Raw genomic sequence first — 21,040 nt, 5'->3', positions numbered from 1 at the left:
TTAACTCAATATTGGCGCTGGATGTGTGGTGCAATAAAAATCAGTGACGGAATCGCACGGGGAAGAAAAACAACAGATTGATGGCGTTGACCAAGAAAATCAGCCCTGCGGCTGCTACCGGCAGACTTAACGGCCCCCAGACCAGCAGGGTTGGCCAATTCCATCCCATTAATAACGAAGGTGTAACCATAATCATGGCGATCAGCAGAGCGTTTAAGGTTACAGACACCATCACAAACTGTTTTCCGGACGCTTTTTGACAGTTTTTTCTTATTTCTTGTTCGATTCTTTTCTTTCTTTTATAGGGCATGACCAATACACATAAGATCCCCCCTGACCAGAAGATGATCGCAGCCACTGTCGCTATCTTGTCATTTATATCAACGGGAAGCTGTTCTGGCAGAAGATGTGCAACGCGCCCACGCAGGTATTGAAATACGGACAGCCCTAACTCAATAACTTGTGGGCTGTTACTGTTTCCCAGCAGAGCAATGCCGACACCGATTTGCGGATCAAAGGCAACATAAGCGGTGGAATTGGGATTCTGACCCGGATGGCTCCAGTACGTTGTCTGGTCGGTTTCAACATCCCAGCCATAAGCATATCCGTGGTTACTGTTTCCCCCATAAGGGCGCTGCGCCTGTTCCAGTGCAGTATACAGGGCAGTGATTGTAGGGTTGCCATTCTGTGGCGGTAAACGGCGCAATAAAAACTGTAACCAGAGAGCCATATCCTGTGGTGTGCTGAGGACATAACCGGCAGGCGTATTCTGCCAATAACGCGGCGCATCATAGGGGCGAGCCATCGTGAAACTGATTTTATATTGCGGAATCGGCGCAATATTTTCTGTTACCACATGGGCCGTCTCAATACTGCTTTCCACTCTGGTGCTGTTCATACCTAAAGGCAGAAAAATTCGCTCCTGCATTAAAGCCGCAAAAGGTTTTCCGGTTGCCCGTTCTGCCACTAACCCCAGCAGGCTGTAATTTAATGTCGCGTACTCCTCCTGAGTTCCTGTCGGGTAGAACAGAGGAACTTTTTGCAGTAATAACGGCAGATGTGATAAGGCATCAGGCGAGGTATCAGGCTGTAGAAGAGCAAGCGTTGCCTCCCCGATACCACTGGTATGGAACAGCAGATCCTGAATTTTGATCTCGGAGTAACCCATCTGGGGATACTCCGCCAGTTCAGGCAACCAGCGGATGAGCAAATCCTGCCGGTTAAGCACACCCTCTTTTTCAAGCAGGGCTATTAATAAACCGGTAAACGCTTTGGAGGTCGAAGCCAGTTCAAATACTCCTTTTTCCGCCTTACCCAGACGCATAGCGACAACCTGACCATCAGTTACAATGCTTAAGCCTGCTGTCGGAATCTGATTCACATTCCAGCGACGGGCTAATTCATCGGCAATCTGTTCCGATTTTATCATCGCCGTTGCATGCGCAGAGATCCCCGTTGACCATACAATCAGCCAGACTGTGATCAGAAAACATCGCTTATAGGCATGGGCAGCATTAATCATGAATGCCACCATCACGCTCTGATGCGGTGCCACGCAGTTTACGACGCGCCTGCAATGAACGCCGTTTATCCTCGACGCCTGCAGTGGGTTCCTGCACGGTCTCTTTAGCGATTGATTTGGTTTCCGGTGACGCTGGAGCCAGCTCTTTACTCAGTTCGCGCAAAGAGGCCGCCTTAAACAACAGTGCCACAGGAATATCCCGTTCCAGACGCTGCTCCAACCGTTTGGCAAACTGGATCAGATCCAGCGAAGTCGCGCCCAGTGCGAAGAAACTGGCGTCGATATCCAACCCTTCAACGCCTAAAAAACTCTCCAGCATCTTGCGCATTGCCTGTAGTAAATCTTCCACACCAGCCTCTTTCAGTGATGCCACAGTTTCTTCATTACTATCTAGCGGAGTGACTCTCGCACGGGAACTGAGCAGCATCTGTTGAGTATCCTGCTGTTTCTCCAGAACGGAACCGACAGGCAGTTTAGAGACAGCAACATAGGATAAGTCGGTCTGCTGAACCAGCGCCGCCATTGCCATTGCGATTTGCGTGCCTTCCTGATCGGAAAGCCCTTCTACCCGCAATTTATCCACAAAACCCAGCGTCTGGCCATGTTCTTCCATCGCAATAACAATCTTGCCGATGTGCTTTCCTTTCGCCATAAACTGAAATGCTTCCGATACCTCTTTGGCGGGATAGGTTTTCGTCGGTAAGGGGTTGAGAATTTCCTGTGTGAACAATGCCGTCACTTCACGCCACGCTTCCTGATAGGCTGGATGCTCAGCACCTGCCTGTACGGCGTGGAAACTGCCCCCTTCAGCAAACATTGACAGCCCCAGTTGCCAGTTCTGCAAAATATCCCGCAACCCCAGCTCTAGAAACCGACCCTGCGGCGCTAACAGGGAAATGCTCTCTTCCAGCAATTCTCCCGCCAGTGCGTTAAGGATCACATCAAAAGGCCGCGCTCCCAATATCTGGCGGAAAACCGCCCCGAATTCCCGGGTTCTGGAATTCGCCGCGCCTTTGGCGCCCATACTGAGCAGTAACCGGCGTTTCTCTTCACTGCCTACCGTGACCCAAACATCGGCGCCCAGATACAGCGCAATCTGCATGGCGGCCATGCCAACGCCTCCCGCCGCAGAGTGAATCAGAATCCGTTGCCCTTTCTGCAAATTAGCAGCATGTTTCAGGGCGATCCACGCCGTGGTAAACGCGACGGGAATACCAGCTGCCTGCCTGAAACCCAATGTCGGGGGAATCGTAGCCACAACCTGTTGCGGCATCACCACATATTCCGCCAGACAGCTATGGCCGGCACACATCACCCGCTCACCGACACGAATACCCGTGACGTCTGTGCCGACACGAGTGACAATCCCGGCGGCTTCCTGACCAAAGGTCATCGTAGGGTCGACCGGCGCGGGCAGCACACCCAGTGCGATAAGCACATCCTTGAAATTCAGGCCTGCTGCCCTGACCTGAATTTCAACCTCCAGCGGGCCTAAGTGACGGCGTGGTTCAGGCCGGAAAATAAAGTTAAGATCCGCACCGCCTGAATCACGGTTATGCAAACGTATAACCTGATGTAGCTCGTCACGGCTTTTTTCGGTGGTTGCGGCTGTCGCAGTCTGAGCCGCCAGCGCACCGGCAGCATCAATCAGTAACAGGTCACGGATCTCCACCAGCAAACTTCCCGTTTCTGAGTAAATATCGACCTGCAGCAATCTGCCGGAACCGGCTTCTTGAACCCGGACATGGCTTTTTACCTGCCCCGCCATCGGCGAGAATTGGGTAAAGCTGCCGATGGAAACCGTCGCAAACTGTACATCTTCCTCTTCCGGTGAGGTGATCAGCGTTGCGGTATCTAGTAACGCAACATGCAAACCTGACATTTCCGCTTCTTTTTGATAAAAGGCAGGAAGCCGTAACTGGTTCAGGACTTCATCAGGGGCTATTTGATCGACAGCAATAATATTCTGCCAGCGTGACCCGAAAATCAGAGCGGCTTTAGGGCTGACGCCAATGCCACTTCTGGCGCTGAAAAGATTCCGGACGGCTCCGGCTGGCAGCGATTTGTGGGTTGGCAGAGGCTGACCCATGCGGGAAATCACTTTTCCGCTGGCATGTTTTATCCACGTTTCAGAAGAAAACTCGCCATGACCGGAGAAAATGGCGAAAGTATCTGAGGCATTGGCAAAAACCACAGCAACATCACGATTATCTTGGTCTGCGACAATTAATGGCCGTTCAATAGTGAATTCTTTTAACGAAAAACCCGCCTGCATGTCAGCCCGTAATTCGCTGACAGCGCGATGAGCCAGCACAACCATTCCCATCGCTGGCATAACCGTGGTTGACACATCAAGCCGATGCTCATCAAGCCACCAGTTCGTGCGGGTATCTAATGGAAAACGCCATAGCGCGTCATCGCGGATAACCTCACTGCGGCCGCTACTCCCCTGTAACGCCTGATCCAACTGTTGAGCCGAGCGGGTTGCCATACCGGATTCCGCCCAGTCATCCCACGCAATCGCCAGTGCTTTGCCACCTTGACTGCGCACCTGTTCTGCGTAGGCTTCCAGACAGGCATTAGCCGCAACATAAGCAATCTGACCGACTTTTTCTTTCGGTAACAAATTCCCCAGACTGGAGAACAGTAACAGCGCCGGATCACCCAGCCGGTGTAGGTTCTCGCACAGGAAACGGGTACCGGTCACTTTGGGAGCCAGTGTCGCAATCGATTCTGCTTCGGAACGCATTTGTAACATTGCGCCCTCGCCCCGTCCGGCGGTATGGAAGATATAATTCACAGTCACGCCACGGTCAGCTAACTGGAATATCGGCGTAAACACCTTTTCCAGTGCCTGCTCATCGCCCAAATCAGCGGAGATAAACTCAATCCTGCTGCCTTTTTCCTCCAGCCTTAAGGCCCAGCGTAACAATTCAGCATGAGTCCCATTTTTACTTATCTCTGTCTGCCAGTCCCGTTTTTTCGGCAACGACTGGCGCACCAGTAATAACAGATTGCAGTGATAGACACGGGCCAGATATTCAGCAATCGCTGCCCCCATGCCACCATTGGCACCGGTAATCAGCACCCAGCTATTACGGCTGATTTCCGGCATAGCCCGGCTCAGAGGGCGTTTTTGTATTCTTGAGGTTAGCCGTTGCTGCCAGAAATCTGTTTCCCTGAAACAATAAAATTGCCCGCCCTGCCATGCTTGCCCCGCATGTTCTTTCCACTGCCGTAATCCACGGGCTACGGTTTCTGCATCGTCATCCTTAAAATCGATACAAACAGTGGAGATATGGGAATACTCTTCCGGCAGGATCAGCAACGGCCCCATAAGCTGATTTTTTGCAGCGTTCAATGTCTCTGTGCCATCCTGTAGCGCCATTTGAGTGGCAGGGAAAAACAGGCTTATTCTGGGAACAGGATTTTGAGTCGTACTCCATCTCGCCAGCGCGGTTGGCAGCCAGAATGCCCAGAACTGCGCCTGTTGAGCATCCAAATCATCCAATAACCCGATGACGATCACATCCAGCGCTGTCGGGGATCTCAGCTCCTGCTGCGCCAGCCAGTCTGACAATAACGCATAGCTGTCTGAAAAATCGGAAACAGAAATATTAATATCGGCAGACGTGATTTCACTGAATATCAATTGCTCATCGTTCAGTGCGAATGCCTTCATCAGACTGCGTTCTCTTGCGGTAATTTTTGGGCAAATAATCCATGTGGTCGGTGTAACCGACTGTTTATATTCACTGCCTGCCGGAGCGATATTGGCTTTTTCCCAGTCGAATCCATAATAATGATCACCGAAAAACAGGTTCGAAAGCGTTGGTATTTCATTATTTTTTGCTGCGTTCTGTGGCAAACAGACTTTTCGTTCAAAAGCATGACCGGGTAAATGGATTTTTCTTTCTATTGGCACTGAATGACGAGCATCATCAGACTGTTGGCGAACCTTCGCCCAGACAATGTCACCGCCATTTGCCCAGATTCGAGCAATAAACTGCAATACGGATTTTACTTCGTGGCTCGCTCCCTGTATTCCGAGTGTCGGTACCATTCTGTCCATATTCAGTTGCAGCCATTTACGTGCATGTTGCAATAAATCCATACCTGTCCCGATTTGCACAAACAGCGATGAAACATGTTCCTGTGCCATCTGTTTCAGCGCAGCACCAAACGGGACGGGGGATAACATCTGCCTGACCCAATACTGGGGATCACTCATCTCATGGGCTGAGATTTTCCGCCCCAATGCCGTTGAATAGATGTCACATTGTGCGGGGTGCAAAGCGTATTTTTTCAATAACTCGCCAAACGCTTTGGCAGCAGCTTCAACCATTGGCGTGTGAAATGCATGTGACACTGTCACGCGCTTAAAAGCCATGCCCTGCTGTGTTAACCACATTTCAGCTTCTGCGGCTGATGCTTCTGCCGTGGCTAATGTCCATGTTTTCGGACTCAGTTCCGATATGCACCACATTGTTTCCGGCAGCCTTTCTGAAAGCGGTATGTCAGACTCGTTTCTATCCGCTCTTTGGCTAACCGCAAATACCGCGCCTTTTGGCATCGCATCCATCAGTTCCGCTCGTGCGATCACCAGTTCCATACCCACTTCAGGTGTGAACACGCCCGCAATGGCTGCTACAGAAAATTCACCCAGACTGAATCCGCATAATGCAGCTGGTTGGCAGACAATCTGCTGTAACCAGATACCCAATGCCGTCTGGGAGGCATATATAATGGGCTGGAGGTGATAAGTTGACAGCTTTTCAGGCTGTCTGATCCAATCGATAAGGGTTTCTCTGTGAATCGGGCTGTTTTTTCCGGCGGATAACAATGCAGCGGCTTTATCCAGTAATCCCATGTAGATTTTGGCGAATTCAGGATAAACCGCCGCAAGGTGTAGTCCCATTTCCGGCGATTGTGAACCCTGCCCCGGAAATAGCCAGACCTGCTCTTTCATCGCGGCAGAAGTGCCGTTTATTAAAGAGCCATCCATTAATGACCAATGCTCAAGCTGTTGTAACCAATCATCACTATCTGCCGTCACAAAAGCGACTCTGTTGGAGTAGACCGCGCGATTTTCCTGCAATTGGTGGGCAATAACTGGCAAATCAGCCGATTTTGTCGGCACCGTTCTGAGATGTGTTGAATAAGAGGCGATTAATGTTGCCAGAGATAAAGGAGAGTCCGCTGACAAAGGCAATATCTGCATGGACAAGTTGTTTGCATCTTCACCCTCCATTTCCGGGGGCTGTTCAAGCAGTACATGCACATTCGTTCCGCCGATACCAAACGAACTGACCCCTGCCCGCCGGATCGCCTGCTGTTCCGGCCAGCCGATGGCCTGAGTCGGTACCCAGAAAGGGGTTCTCTCCAACGTCAGATGCGGGTTTGGCTTACTGAAATGCAAGGACGGCGGAATGGTGCCAAAACGGACACTTAACGCGGCTTTGATCAATCCGGCGATCCCAGCAGCGGAATCTAGATGTCCCATATTGGATTTGACACTGCCCACCGCACAGCGGAATTGCTGGAATTCATCCGGCGATAACAGCTCCTGAGCAACTTTATTCAGCGCCTGAATTTCAATCGGATCACCCAGCACCGTTGCTGTGCCGTGAGCTTCAATCATGCCCAGACTTGAAAACGGAATATTCGCCAGTCGGTAAACCTGTGAAATCACTTCGGCCTGCCCCTGCACGCTGGGGGCTTCAAAGCTAACTTTTCTGTCACCGTCATTGTTCATGCTTGATTCAACAATCACCGCGTGGATTGGGTCACCGTCTGCGATAGCATCTTCCAGCAGTTTCAACAGTACAACCGCCACACCGTTACCATTTACTGTTCCCTGCGCGTTATCCGCAAAGGTTTTGCAATGTCCGTCGGGCGATAAAATCATGCCGTCCTGATGCAGATAGCCGCCAGCAACCGGATCAGTGATACAGGCCCCCCCCACCAGCGCCAGAGTACACTCCCCCGCCAATAGTGCTTTACAGGCCAGATGGACGGCAGAAAGTGAGGTAGAACAGGCGGTCTGGACGTTTATCGCGGGGCCGTTCAGTTTCATGCGATAAGCAAGCTGGGTGGCAAAAGAAGCCGGATCGTTATAATTGCTAACATCGAACATTTCCGAGATATCGTGACTGGCGTTGGCAAATTGCTCCAGACGGGCCAAATTCAGCGTGGAACCGATAAACACACCGGCATTTAACGGGGTATTGCCCGGCGTCATTCCCGCATCAAGGAAGGCATTGAAGCTGACTTCGTGCAGCAGCCGAAGCTGCGGATCCATTTTTCGCGCTTCCCGCTGTGAATAACCGAAAAATGGGTAATCAAAGCATTCAGTATCTTCAAGAGCGGCTTTAGCCGGTACGTAATTAGGCTGTGTAATCATCTGGGGCGGAATGCCGGCAGCCAGTAACTCTTCCTGTGAAAAAAATGATACCAGTTCCCGCCCGGCTGATAAATTTTGCCAGAAACTCTGCCAGTCTGGGCTGTGGGGAAACCGGCAGGAAATACCGATAATTGCAATTTCGTTACCGGTGTATGTGTCACCGGTAGAGCCACGCTTTATCATTTTGATCTTCCTTTTGCTTTACGCCGCCGATCTGCCAGCCTGTTTTTACCGGAACGTGCCGACGACAAAATGGATTCTTGGGATAACGGTTTGGCGGGATCTGTGCCACTTATGGCGGCATTTTCTGCCCGTTCAGCGGGTAACTGGCGCTGTTTTATCCAACCGGCAAACGAAGTAATGGTGGGATACTCAAATAAGATGGCGATGCCAATTTCCAGTCCGAAAACCTGCTGCATACGAGATTGCAACGCGATGATCTTGAGAGAATCTCCCCCAGCATCAAAAAAATTCACATCGGTATCCACAATCTGGGTTTCCAGCACTTCATTCCAGATTACCTGCACCTGAGTCTCAATCGGGTCGGTTAGCGGTGTATGATGTTCAGCAACTTGTTTTTGTTGCCATTCCACCGCCAGCGACTGGAGCCGTTCACGATCCACTTTGCCGGTTATCGTGCGCTCAAAACCGTTCACCACCACAATCAGAGTCGGATTCCACGACTCAGGTAAATAGTGGCGGATATGCTCTCTGATACGGGGGATCAGCGTGGTTGGTGATTCAACACTATCAACAAACAGATGCCATTGGCGCTTGCCTGCCTGCATCGCCGGTAACAGATAACAGCCGGTGACCTGCTCCAGTTTTTCAACAGTCCGTTCCAGTTCCCGTGGTTCAATCCGGATACCATTTATTTTGACCTGATCATCGATTCGTCCCAGATACTGAAAACCGGACTGATGGGAAAAAATAACCGCATCTCCGGTTCGGTAGAAATACGGTGTCAGATCGGTGTATCCGGTCAGATTCAGGGATTCAGTCATCCCGCTGGGATGGATAAAATATCTGGCAGATTCAGCTGGGTTTGTGGTGTAGCCATGTGCAACCGCTCGCCCGCCTACCCAAAGTTCACCGCGAATACCTGCAGGCAGTGGCTTACCAAAAACATCTGCACAATAGGCAATGACATTCTGAATTGGCCAGCCAATGGAGATGTCCGACGTCAGGGATTGTCTGGCGGTCAGGCAATCCACCGTTGTTTCACTGGGGCCATAATGATTTCTGACATCATAACCCTGCTGCAATAGATGATCTTTAAGGCGTTTCGGAAGCTCTTCACCACCAAATATCCATAACCGCATGGATGGAAAGAAAGGAGCATCCTGAATAAGCTGTGCAATCGCGCCAGGAATAAAATCGATTAACGTGATGGATTCATGCTGCACCAGTTCAGCAAACGCCTGCCTTTCCAGCAAAACGTGGGGAGCCGGATAAACCAACGTGGCTCCCACCAGCAAGCTGGCGAACAGATCTTCCACGCTGGGGTCAAAATTCAGGTCTGTTAAGCCAAGCACCCGATCGGCAGAGGTCAGCGTGGTTTCCTGTATAAACCAGTCCAGCAGGTTCGCGACGGATTCATTGCGGATCGCGATCCCTTTTGGCGTGCCGGTCGTTCCGGAGGTAAAAATAAAGTAAAACTCATCTTCCGGCTGCCGGTGACGATACAGTTCAGGCGCTGCTGCCGTTTCCGGCGAAATAGAATTTAACGGCGCAATATCCAGCAGCAGATAGCGCCCGTTATCATGGGCAAATTCCCTGTTCAGCATCGAACCAGATAAAACGAGGCGGCAATCCGCCAGCGCCAGCAGGGTCTTTTTACGTTGCGGCGGATCTTTCGGGTTGAGATAAAAGTAACTTCCGCCACTGAACAGAATGGCGAGTATTGCCTGCGTGGATAATCCCCCTTTTTCCAGATGAACCGCCACACGATCCCCCGGCACAAAGCCCGCTTCACGCAGAAGTTTCTGTATCTCTCCCACCCCTTGCAACAGCTGGTGGTTAGTGATTCGGTTCTGATGATCTATCAGGATAATATCCTTAGAAAATGCACTAAGCCGATGATAAATGCCAGACAGACATTTATTAATATCATGAATTCGCTCTTTTAATTCGCCTGCAACGAGTAAAGTGTTGCCAGAAATTTCTTCTGAATCGCGTGAACCCAACGTAAAGACTCGCTCTTCAATCGGGCTGTTTACCGGATGCCTGAGTAGATCGGCTGCCAGTGATTCAAACGCGTTAAACACCATTGAAACCGCAGTGGCATCACCCTGATAATTCTCTCCGGCACTGAGTTCAACCTGCCAGTGTTCTAGCCCTGAAACCGTTAATGTCAGGCCAAAATGGGTTGTCTCTTCGCTGTGCAGCTCGGTCAGAAAGATATCGCTCCGGTTGTCCTGTAAGGTGGCATCAATGGGATAGTTATCGAAAACGACAATAGAATCATAAAGATTGTCCCGTATTCCTGCTGCTTCCCTGATGATTAACGGCGGTGTTTTTTCATATTGCTGAACCTGCTGTAATGTCTGAAAAACCGCCCGTAACGCCTCTTCCAGACTCCATTTACCCTCCAGTGGTAAAATAAGCGGCACCGTATTGGTAAATAACCCCAGCGCCGGATATTCGCCGTCCTGTGTCAATGCGGCTCCCCGACCAGAGAATGTACAACCAAAAGCAACAGTTTTCTGGTAAGTCAGTCTGGATAATGTCAGCGCCCAGCATAGATAGATAAAACTGGCTGGTGTGACTCCGACACGGCGGCATAACGCTTCTGTCGTTTCCTTGCGCTCCGCGTTCCATACACTGTTTGCCGCAATTTTTATCTTGGCATTATGTTTGACGGTCTGATCTTCAGCACTGCGAAACAGGGGTTCTGCTAATAATTGAGTTGTTGCGGATGCCTTACCATCCGGTAATTGCTGTAATACGCTCTGCCAGTATTGGCGGCAGGAAACCAGCTCTTCCGCACTTAATCCCCGCCAAAGCTGTTGCGCGTACAAATGTGAGGATAAAGGGATAATTTTTTGTCGCCGCAACCCCTGTAACCATAGCGAGATCAGCAGCGAACTGCTCCAGCCATCCATAAGAATATGATGAAAGGAGAAGGCAATATTTACTGCCGCAGACGCTGTATCGTGAAAAACTGCAATGCGGAACACTTCTGTATTCAGTGTGAAAGGCGTTGATTTCGACTTTATCAGCCAGTCAAGGCAGTGTTGTCTGACGGATGACGACTGATCAATACGGACATATTCCAGTGGAATACGTGGTAAGGCGTAGATAACTTGATGCGGAACCCGCAGTTGCTGCCAGCGAAATACCGAGCGCAAAGCTGGTTGTGATTGCTGAATCTGCTGCCATGTCGTGAAAATATCTGCTTTTTTAACATCGGTCTGTAATCTGAACATCACTCCGATATGGTAAGCACTGTTGCCGTCTTTCAGCGCATGAAACAGCAGTCCGTTTGCCTGCGGCGTTACTTGCAACAACTCTTCAACCGATTTTTCCTGAACAGAACAAGAGCTAGTCATAATCAGCTCCTGACCGCATCAAACAGCGCCTGCAACTTTGCTGTTTCCGTATCAGCAGAACGGTGACTGTTTGCCTCTCTATTTACCTCTCTATTTACCTCTAAAACTGCCGCCAACCATTGCTGTGTGTACTGACAGAGGAAATGGCATTCTTCCATCTTTATGTTGCCATTTTTCACTATCTGTCTGGCCTCCAGCCGGATACGGGAGAGCTGTTCTATCGTCGCCGGATCGGTCATGGCAGGCAGCTTTGTACTGTATAGGTGGAAACAGCAGTATCTGACAAATTGTTCCAGACGGCTCTCTTTGCTACCCAATGCCTGAACCGCCGTGAACATCTCGCCAGACGCCCACAGTGGACGCATGGGTAATTCTGAACGTTCAGTCAGGTAGCCCAGCACATTTTTAGGTGAAATTTCCAGATAACGGGTCACGCCGTTTTGTGCCATATATTGCAGGCTCGGCAACCACTGCACCGGAGAAATAAGGTGTTGCAGAATGGACGTTTTCAGATCCGCTGCGGCTAATTCTGTACCTCTGACATTACAGACTACACGGGAAAATAAAGGATTTTGCTGGCCTGATGGCGGCAGGAAATCAAGCAACGCATCCAGTTTTTCCTTAGCTTCCGTCATTAACGGAGAATGGAACGGCCCGCCGATTTTCAGTGGAAACAGTAACCCGCCCAACGTTTCCATCCGTGGGGCGAAACGCCGGATATCCGCCATCTCACCGGAGATAGTGACCTGATCAAAAGCATCAATGGCGGATACGTAAATCGTAATCCCCTCATCTAAACGCGCTTTATCCGCCTCCTGCACAACAACCTCGACAGGAATATGTAGAACCCAGCACATATCACCCTGCTGATAATGGCGCGCACAGGCTTCCACCACTTCGGAACGAAGATGCACCAACTTTGTTAATGTGGCTAAATCCAGATAACCTGCCGCGCATAGTGCCGGATATTGCCCCAGGCTGTGCCCCATCATAAATTCAGGCACCAGCCCGCAATACCTGCGCAAAATACCGGCAATCGCCACGGTGGTGGCGGTAAGTGCTAACTGCGCAATCCGCACCTGTTTCAGTGTGTCACGGCGGTTGCCATGAATGACCTCAAACAGATCAACCTGCGACAGTTCTGAAACTTCTCCCAGACAGGCACGGTATTCGGGATAGGTTTTGAATTCTGCAAACATATCCGGTTGCTGTGCGCCCACGCCGGGAAACAGAAATACAGTTTTGGCAGAATCGAGGGATATTCTCATTCTGAGGCTCCATTAATAATGAAATCGAGTTCCGGCTGTGAGAGCTGGCTGAAAGGAAAATCTGCGGGAATAAATGAACGAGCCTGATCAGAACGACACCATTCTGATAACCGATCATTAATTTGTAGCAGATAATGACGGGCATCATCGGTATTGGCATTAGGAATGCCCAGCCGCAGTTCGAGCAGAACCGAACCGGTTGCCGGTCTGTCGTGGATCAGGATGTCGAAATCCGCCACGCTCTTTTCGTCAGGATGGAGAAAGCCACCGGAAAGGGATTGAATTAATTTAATGTGCTGCCATTCTTTGCTGTCGTTATCACTCAGGCCGGAACCAATATCATTAATACTAATCAGCGCCCTTTCTGCCGAGCTATTCAGCCCCAATTGTTTCTTCCAGTCCGATTTATCTTTATGTTGCTGGGATTTCAGCTGCTGTAAAAAGCTCAGTGACGGATTTGAATCCACATTCAAATGCAGCAACTGGAAACCGGTAAACCAGCCTACCGCATTGGCCATTGCCAGATTCCGGCCTGCGGGCATTCCGGCTTCGGTAAATAAACGCCCGTGATTTTCAAACAACACGTTTATTTTATAAGGTAACAGGTCGCTTTCTGCGATGATTTCCAGTAATACAGCGGCAATTAGCTGCGAACGTTCTGCTTTGTTGCGCTGTGCCAGCAACAGGAAGTCAGCACCGAAAATGGATAAAGCCAGTGTAACCGATGCGATAACGGGCTGATCGGCGGAATTGTTCTGAGATAAGTCACGCATATCCGCTGTGTTTTCTACGGCAATGTTTTCTATAGATAGCTTTTCTGCCAACCACTTACCCCACAGAAATACCCCCTGTTCTGGTTCTGCAAAAGTATCCGTTTCTGCCATCGGGAGGTTAAGCATTGGAGAGTTGAGTGCCTGATCTAACTCATCCAATAAGAAAATCCACGAATGAACATCGCAAATCAGGTGGTGGCAAAGCAAAATCAGGTAGTGCTTGTTAACTTGCGGGTCATATACGACCTCATGCACGCTGGGTCGGCTCGCCAGACAAATTTCGCCCTGCAACTGTTTGCGCCGATCTTCAAGAGATTCTCCTGATGCCAATACCCTGCTGTGGTTTTCGATATTCTTGTCTGTCTGTACCGACGGTGAAAAATAGAGTTCACTCAGATCATTATTCGCTCTGAAAGAAAAAATCTTATGTCTGGCTTTTACCGCCATTACCGCAGCATTGATCTGTTCGGCAGATAACGCAGAGGTGATTTCAAGCACAACGCCCTGCTGTAGTTGTTCACCGTATTTAAAGCATTGCTGTTGATACCAGCGCACAGCGGGTAAATAACGCAGCCAGTTGGCATCCGGTTGTTCCGGCGCGTTTTCTTCGAATGTGTCTGCTTGTGCTGATGATTCAGCACAGGCATTTGTCAGCACCAGACCTAATGCGGTTGAAGTCAGCAAGGCACTCATGCCAAGCTTAACCCCTTTTTTCGCCAATAATGCCACCAGACGAATGGCCTTGATTGAATCGCCTCCCAGTTCAAAAAAAGAAGCAGTCAGATCCACAGGCTGAGGCCAGATAGGTCTAAAAAATTCCGCATTCAGCCAATCGGGAAGCGGATAATTTTCTGTTTCCTGATGCGCTTTTTTATTAGCTGAATTTTCATGAGATAGCTCAGTCGATGCCCGATAACTGATTTCGGCGGCGTGGGTTAATCGCTTGATATCCACCTTACCGTTGGTATTCATCGGCCAAGGCTGCACTGTGCAATACAGATTCGGCAACCACGCTTCGACTATTTTTTCTTTTAATTGATGTTGAAATTCAGGCGATTCATAAGGCACGGGATAATTGCTGCATAAGACGATACTTTCTGTTTTAACGGTATTTTCTGTTTCTTCCAGACCTTGCGGTGCGCTGAACACCAGTTTCAGCGCCTTGAACTGCCAGTGGTGATCTACTGACTGACCGGACTGAATCAACACCTCTGCCACCGCTTTTTCGATTTCCAGCGGATGAATTCGATGACCGCGCACCTTAAATTCATCATCGATACGACCAATGCAGTGAAATATACCCCGTGCATCCTGTACGCCCAGATCCCCCGTGCGATACCAGCGCTGCTGTTTGTCCGCACCAGAGACAAATTTCTCGGCTGTCTGAACCGGATCATGCAGATAACCTTCTGCCAGTATCGACCCGCTGATCCAGATTTCCCCCCGGAAACCACGGGGTATTTTTTGCCCCCAACTATCCCTGAGCGACAGTTCTGCTTTGCCTAACGCCGTACCAATCGGCATAACCGCCGCAGCTGTGTTTTGATTGTTTCCAGAGTCGCTTGCATAATGACTTAACTCATAAATACAGCAGCCGACTGTTGCTTCCGTTGGCCCGTATTCATTGATAATCCGGCTGCCTGATGGCAGACAGTTCAGGGCATTGTTCACCAATGAAACAGGCAGATTTTCCCCGCCGACAATAAACGTCAACGGAGAGCGCCCGTCAGTTTCAATGTCCTGCTCAATCAGCAAAGCAAGATGAGATGGCGTGCATTTCACGCCGGTCAGGGATTTATCAGAGAGAAGCGTGTGCAGTAGTTCAGGATTATCACGGATATCCTGTTCGTGCATCAGGATAAAGCCTCCGGACAGAACCGGCACTAAGATGGCAGTTTGCGTCAGATCAAAGCCAAAAGAGGTAAATAGTGGTGCATTAAAGGGTATTTCATCGGCATATGCAGTTTTTGCAGCCAGCGCATAATTAGCCAGCGCAATAGCAGAAACAGCAACGCCTTTCGGCTCTCCTGTCGATCCGGAGGTATACAGAATATACGCCAGATGACCGGATGGCGGTTGTGACTGAATCTCAGCACACCATGCCGTTTCTGTTTGTTCCGGCACAGCATTTTGTTGATGCAGGGAAACGTTTAACGAAGGCAAATTCAGCGTTTCCGCCAGCTCGCGATCAGCCTCGGTATAAATACACAGAGAAGCGCCCGAATTGCGGATAATCGTTGATAACCTTTCCGGCGGCGTTGTTGTAGGGCAGACAGGAACGACCGTGATATTTTTAATCAGACAGGTCAGATAAGACAGAACGATTTCCGGAGTACGCCTGCCCAGAATTAACACCGGTTGATGTTCAGTCTGCATAGCCTGTAACTGCTCACTCAATCGATGAATCCATTGCAATCCATGACGATAGGTGAATGCTTGGGATACGGTTTCGGTCTTAAATAAAATATTATCCGAGTGCCATTCAAAGGCGTTAAGTAAGTGAACACCTATCGGTGCGCTAAGGGATTGAGGGGGACTTTGTTCATCATTCTCTTCTGTCAGGCTCTGCTGCTCCGTGATTTCAAGCGCAATATCTGTTGCACAGTCAAGTACAGCTTGCAAGAATGCGTGGCACTGCTCAGGCGACCATATTCTGCGAAAATCCGCTTCAAGCCTGTAGTAGTCCTTTTCAAAACGATCATGAATATGAATTGAGGCAAACAGCGATTCAACCGCCTGCATATGTTCAAGCAAGACTTCAGCACCCATCGCCTCTTGTTGAAATTCCCCCGTCTGATAGGAAACCCCGAATGCCGGAATAACCCGTTTCCAGTCGGCTGAGGCCAGTTCTCCCCAGCGGGTTGCCGGTGCATAACGTGAGTGAGCAATGGCTTTTTGCAGCTGTTTTTTCAGCTGTTGATAACAATCGGTCGCAGTCTGCCCGACCTGACGAAACACCGGTAACAGAACCGGTGCGACAGCCATTGAGATTGCTTTTTTTGCTTCTTCGCTCCAGCGATTGACAACAGGCGCCTGCAATAATGCACAGTTGCCATCTTCAACCCCCATCTGAGTCCACGCCACTGCGGTGAAAAACAGCCTGAAAATGGACTCGCCACGGTTTTTAAACCGGTAGAATATTTCATTCTGATAGGGCGTTATCGTGGCTTTTATCCGCATTGAATTCATTTCCTGCCCGCGATAATCACCGATCGGATAACGGCTGAATATTTTTCGTGCATCGGCTGATGAATTATCAGCAAAAAGACGCCGCCAATAGGCTTTATCCTTATCAATCCGCCGGGAACTCTCGTAATCCTGTTCTTCTTCAGCAAGCACCGTAAATAAAAAAGAGTCACACGGTTCCGCTGCCGAGCCCACACTCTCTTGTTCCAGCACTTTGATCAGCTGATGCTGCAATAACGCCGAACCCATGCCATCCAGCGCCGCATGATGAATTTTGACAAACCACCCTGACTGATCCGGCTGAAAGCGCACCGCAAAGATCCGAATAGGCATGAGGGATAAATCCTCTTCCATCCGTAACTGACGTTGCGCCCAATGTTCAAATGCGTTTTCGGGATCGGGATAGTGGCTGAAATCCACCCTTCCAACCTCTGATTGCGGGCTATCATGCCGGATGCCACACCATTCAACGCCCTCAACTCCGATTTCCACCTGCGGTTTATTGATAAAACCAATACAAAACACATCCTGTGTATTGCGGATAATATCAGCAACACGGACAAGCTGTTCCAGCGAAATATCCCCTTTAAAACGGGCGATACCACCAAAATAAAACTGGCTTCCGGCAAGATTGAGCAGCCCCATTTGGAAAATGGCCTGCTGTGAGCGAGTTAATTCGAAAATAGGTTGATTATTCATGGTGGACATCGCCATTTTGTGTACCGCCAGACGGCGTGAAAAAACGTGTCCGTATAGACTGTGCGATGACTTTCCGGTCCAGCTTGCCGGAACTGGAGCGTGGCAACTGCCCGGTTTGCCAATAGCGGGCAGGCAACATATAGGCAGGCACCTGTGCTGCAAGAAATTGCCTGATCGCTTGTGGTTCCAGTTCTTCCTGTCCCGCAACAATAGCCGCCACCAACCACTGCTCCTGTTCATCATCTTCAACAACGCAGGCAACGGCTTCAGTAATGGCGGGATAATTAAGTAAGTGATGCTCTATCTCGCCCAGTTCAATCCGTAATCCACGCAGTTTTACCTGTGTATCTTTCCGACCTTGGCAGAAAAAACCACGTTCTTGCACATACCAGCCAAGATCGCCGGTCAGATAAATTCTCTGCTGAAGTTCCGGATGAAACATAAAAACTCTGTCGGTCAGATCCTGACGGCTGCAGTAACCTTCTGCCAGACACACCCCGCCGATGGCAATTTCACCGGTTTCTGATTCTGCTTTGAGTGCCAGCGTATCAGGGTCTACGATGTAGAGTTGGCATCCGGTAAGCGTTTGGCCAATCGGGATAAGATTTGGCGGAGTTGCTTCACAGTCATAAAAACTGACGTCAATGGCGGCTTCCGTCGGGCCATATAAATTGGTCAGACGACAGCGGGCAATGAATATTTCATAAAACTGTGTCACCAGACTGGCGGGCAGAGATTCCCCACTCACATAGACTTGGCGCAAACTGGCTAATGGCGGATCAGATTCCAGACCATCTGGCATATCATTGTTTTTAAGTTCCTGCAAAACCGGCTTGAGCAGACTGGGAACAAAGTGAACCACTGTTATATTTTCACCGGTCAACGCCGCCACGATAGCTCTGGGGTAAGACTCCAGCCCCGGCTGGAGTAAATAGTGGCTTGCCCCACTCAGGGCGGGCAAAAAAAGCTCCCACAGCGAGACATCAAACGTCAGTGCCGTTCTTTGCAGGATGATATCGGTATCCACCAGTTCACTGTGTCGTTGATGCCATTCCAGCCGATTGATAAACGCACCATGATTGACTAATACCCCTTTAGGCGTACCCGTCGTACCAGAAGTAAAAATTAAATACGCCGGATCTGTCGCCTGTAACTGAGGCAAATTCAGCGGGGAATCTGAACTCAGTTGTGTGGTTATCTCTTCCAACTGGTCATGCTGAATCAATGCCAGTTCATCGCCTATCTGACTGAATAAACTGACCTTATCGTTTGCACAGAAGGCAAGACGGCAGCAGGCTGTCGCAAACATGGATGACAGCCGGGTTACCGGTGTTTTCGCATCGACCGGAAAATAAATCCCGCCGGCTAATAACACCGCATAGGCCGCAACCAAAAACTCAGGGCTGCGTTCAAGGCCAATGGCGACACATTCTCCCCGACGAAGCTCCCGCTTATATATAAGATGATGTGCCAGCCGTTTTGCTCTCAGGGATAGAACCTCCCAGGATAAGGTATTGCCTTTTCCCCAGCGTATCGCAGGGTTTGGGTTATCTCTCGCTATACTTGCGAAATAATCAGTTATAAATCGACCTGTTTTCATGATGCAGGAATCCTCTGATCAATACCACGGGCGGATATCAGATAAAATATTCTGTGGTGTGGAGTAGACGTTATTGGAGAGCGCCTTATTAATGAGCGTGGTGGCTGTATCGGGTACAGAGTTGTTTGCCGATTAGCATCTTTTGCAATTCATTGCTGCCTTCGACGATTTGCAGGATCTTCGCATCCCGATAAAGGCGACTGACACCGTTGATTTCATCACAACCGTGACCACCGTGGATTTGAACCGCTTTTGCCGCACTTATGCCCGCTTCATGGGATGCAAAAAGTTTGGCCTGAAGGATCTGCTCAAGCGCATCTTCATCTTTAGCTTCTTTGGCTTTTGTCGCTGACAGGCAGGTAAGTTGGGAGGCAAGCAGACTACCTGACATTTCCGCTAAATAACCACGGATAATGCCCTGATCTGCAAGGAATGTACCAAAAGTAGAGCGGGAACTGGCCCTGTGTACTGACGCAGATAGTGCTGCCTGCTGTATACCGACCGCAGCCCAAGCCACACTGATACGCCCGTAATCCAGTGCACTGTTAGCAATAATATTTTGCCCGAAACCGGGTTTCCCGATGATATTGGTTTTCGGAACCCTGCAGTCATTGAAATCTAACATTGCCAGATGAGCACTCCTGAACCCCAGCATGTTTTTCTTCGCGGTGACGGTTAACCCTGGTGTATTTGCGGGAAGCAAAACTGCCGTATCTAATCCCTGATATTTTCCGAAGATCAGAAACAGATCTGCGGATTGAGCAAACGTAATCCAGCTTTTTTGCCCGTGAATACTCAGCTCATCGCCGCAATCTTCAACCCGGGTGGTCAGGTTTTTTGAATCGCCGCCGGCGGAAACCTCCGTTTGGGCAAAAGCACCGATAATTTCACCTTTGACCAGCGGCGTTAAAAAACGTTGTTGCTGCTCCTGAGTACCCCAATCCTCAATGGTTTTTAACATCATCGAATGGACATTGAGCAGGCCGGTAAGTGAGCCGCTTCCGGCGCCAATCGCCATATTCAGCAGCCCGAAGGTCGTTGCATCAAACCCCAGACCGCCATGTTCTGTTTTCGCTAATCCGCCTAACCAACCGTTATGTACCAATTGCTCTATTACACTGTCAGGCATGGTTTCAGAAAGATCCCATTCATCAGCATAAGGGGCAATATTTGATGCTGAAAACTGCTCAAATATCTGTAACCATTCTTGCTGTGCAGGTGATAGAAAACGGTTAAACATTTGCTGCCACCTTTTTATCCAGAAAATGACAAACTGCTTCAATACTGGAAAAATTGGCATTATCAAGATCATCAATTTCTACTTTAATTCTGAAGTTTTTTTCCAGAAAAGCAATTAACTGGATAGCAGCCAAAGAGTTAACTAGGCCGGTGTCGAAAATATTAACAGTATCGCCTAAATCCTGTTTACCAGAAAGTTTGCAGAAATATTCAGACACCTGACTTTTACGTTCATATATATTCATCACGACTCTCCTTAACAATTTTCATTTATTTTTCCTAGGTAACTTCTGTTAATTAAATTAAATACAAACGCAATAATTAATCTATTAATATTATTTACTCTCATGTTTATTTATCGGGTTTTTATAACCAATAAGCACAGCTACCGCAAGGCGTATAATCACCCAAAGAAAAAACAACAAATTCAATCAGAATTAAAACTTAACTTACAATAACCATTACTTGTATTTTTATATATAATAAAAAACATAACCATAAAATAAAAAATTTTAGAGTGTCATTTTATAAACAGCCACCTACTATTTAACTAAAAATGCTATTTGTGATTATAATCACAACTCACTTTTATTCGTCCTTGTCTTTATATATACATCTTTAGTTTTTAATTAAAACAAATAAACATAATTAAATCAGGGCGAGAGGGTGATTATTTTTTGTACTTGAATTTTATGTAACACAACCTACTCATAAATTAAAAACCATCTTATTGTCTTGTTTATGCACTGATTAATTTTTCATTTAACCACTCTATCCAAAATATAAACTTATAGACTTG

The 21,040-nt window shown here is 48.9% G+C and carries 8 protein-coding genes; all 8 read right to left on the bottom strand.

Features of this window, described 5'->3' with window-relative positions; genetic code table 11:
• Positions 1 to 40 precede the first annotated feature (40 nt).
• On the bottom strand, positions 41 to 1,522 hold the full coding sequence (locus ACE1SE_RS09095; RefSeq protein WP_374050610.1) for a serine hydrolase domain-containing protein: 1,482 nt from the start codon (positions 1,520 to 1,522) through the stop codon (positions 41 to 43).
• Positions 1,515 to 8,108 carry a beta-ketoacyl synthase N-terminal-like domain-containing protein gene (locus tag ACE1SE_RS09090; protein ID WP_374050609.1) on the bottom strand — a complete coding sequence of 2,198 codons (6,594 nt, stop codon included), beginning with the start codon at positions 8,106 to 8,108 and terminating at the stop codon, positions 1,515 to 1,517. Before ACE1SE_RS09090 ends, ACE1SE_RS09095 begins: the two co-directional genes overlap by 8 nt.
• Positions 8,105 to 11,476: an AMP-binding protein gene (locus ACE1SE_RS09085; protein ID WP_374050608.1), complete on the bottom strand. Its 3,372-nt coding sequence runs from the start codon at positions 11,474 to 11,476 to the stop codon at positions 8,105 to 8,107. The genes ACE1SE_RS09090 and ACE1SE_RS09085 overlap by 4 nt, the downstream gene beginning before the upstream one ends.
• A 2-nt stretch (positions 11,477 to 11,478) precedes the next feature.
• Positions 11,479 to 12,744, bottom strand: a complete 1,266-nt coding sequence (locus tag ACE1SE_RS09080) for an ACP S-malonyltransferase (RefSeq protein WP_374050607.1) — start codon at positions 12,742 to 12,744, stop codon at positions 11,479 to 11,481.
• Complete coding sequence (locus ACE1SE_RS09075; protein ID WP_374050606.1) at positions 12,741 to 17,402, bottom strand: AMP-binding protein; 4,662 nt, start codon at positions 17,400 to 17,402, stop codon at positions 12,741 to 12,743. The genes ACE1SE_RS09080 and ACE1SE_RS09075 overlap by 4 nt, the downstream gene beginning before the upstream one ends.
• A complete protein-coding gene (locus tag ACE1SE_RS09070; RefSeq protein WP_374050605.1) occupies positions 17,395 to 19,002 on the bottom strand; it encodes an amino acid adenylation domain-containing protein in 1,608 nt (535 codons plus the stop codon). The genes ACE1SE_RS09075 and ACE1SE_RS09070 overlap by 8 nt, the downstream gene beginning before the upstream one ends.
• Positions 19,003 to 19,090: 88 nt before the next feature.
• The gene (locus tag ACE1SE_RS09065) at positions 19,091 to 20,242 is read right to left on the bottom strand and encodes an acyl-CoA dehydrogenase family protein (RefSeq protein WP_374053541.1); all 1,152 of its coding nucleotides are present in this window, start codon (positions 20,240 to 20,242) and stop codon (positions 19,091 to 19,093) included.
• Positions 20,235 to 20,486 carry an acyl carrier protein gene (locus tag ACE1SE_RS09060; RefSeq protein ID WP_374053540.1) on the bottom strand — a complete coding sequence of 84 codons (252 nt, stop codon included), beginning with the start codon at positions 20,484 to 20,486 and terminating at the stop codon, positions 20,235 to 20,237. The genes ACE1SE_RS09065 and ACE1SE_RS09060 overlap by 8 nt, the downstream gene beginning before the upstream one ends.
• Positions 20,487 to 21,040 lie beyond the last annotated feature (554 nt).

Source organism: Xenorhabdus taiwanensis, from assembly GCF_036512875.1.
Taxonomy (GTDB): Bacteria; Pseudomonadota; Gammaproteobacteria; order Enterobacterales; family Enterobacteriaceae; genus Xenorhabdus; species Xenorhabdus taiwanensis.
Note: the sequence above shows the minus strand (reverse complement) of the source record. Positions and strands in the feature narration are given on the sequence as shown.

Coding starts and splice junctions, on each gene's coding strand:
- ACE1SE_RS09095 (WP_374050610.1), bottom strand. CDS start 1,522: ATGATTAATGCTGCCCATGCCTATAAGCGATGTTTTCTGATCACAGTC.
- ACE1SE_RS09090 (WP_374050609.1), bottom strand. CDS start 8,108: ATGATAAAGCGTGGCTCTACCGGTGACACATACACCGGTAACGAAATT.
- ACE1SE_RS09085 (WP_374050608.1), bottom strand. CDS start 11,476: ATGACTAGCTCTTGTTCTGTTCAGGAAAAATCGGTTGAAGAGTTGTTG.
- ACE1SE_RS09080 (WP_374050607.1), bottom strand. CDS start 12,744: ATGAGAATATCCCTCGATTCTGCCAAAACTGTATTTCTGTTTCCCGGC.
- ACE1SE_RS09075 (WP_374050606.1), bottom strand. CDS start 17,402: ATGAATAATCAACCTATTTTCGAATTAACTCGCTCACAGCAGGCCATT.
- ACE1SE_RS09070 (WP_374050605.1), bottom strand. CDS start 19,002: ATGAAAACAGGTCGATTTATAACTGATTATTTCGCAAGTATAGCGAGA.
- ACE1SE_RS09065 (WP_374053541.1), bottom strand. CDS start 20,242: ATGTTTAACCGTTTTCTATCACCTGCACAGCAAGAATGGTTACAGATA.
- ACE1SE_RS09060 (WP_374053540.1), bottom strand. CDS start 20,486: ATGAATATATATGAACGTAAAAGTCAGGTGTCTGAATATTTCTGCAAA.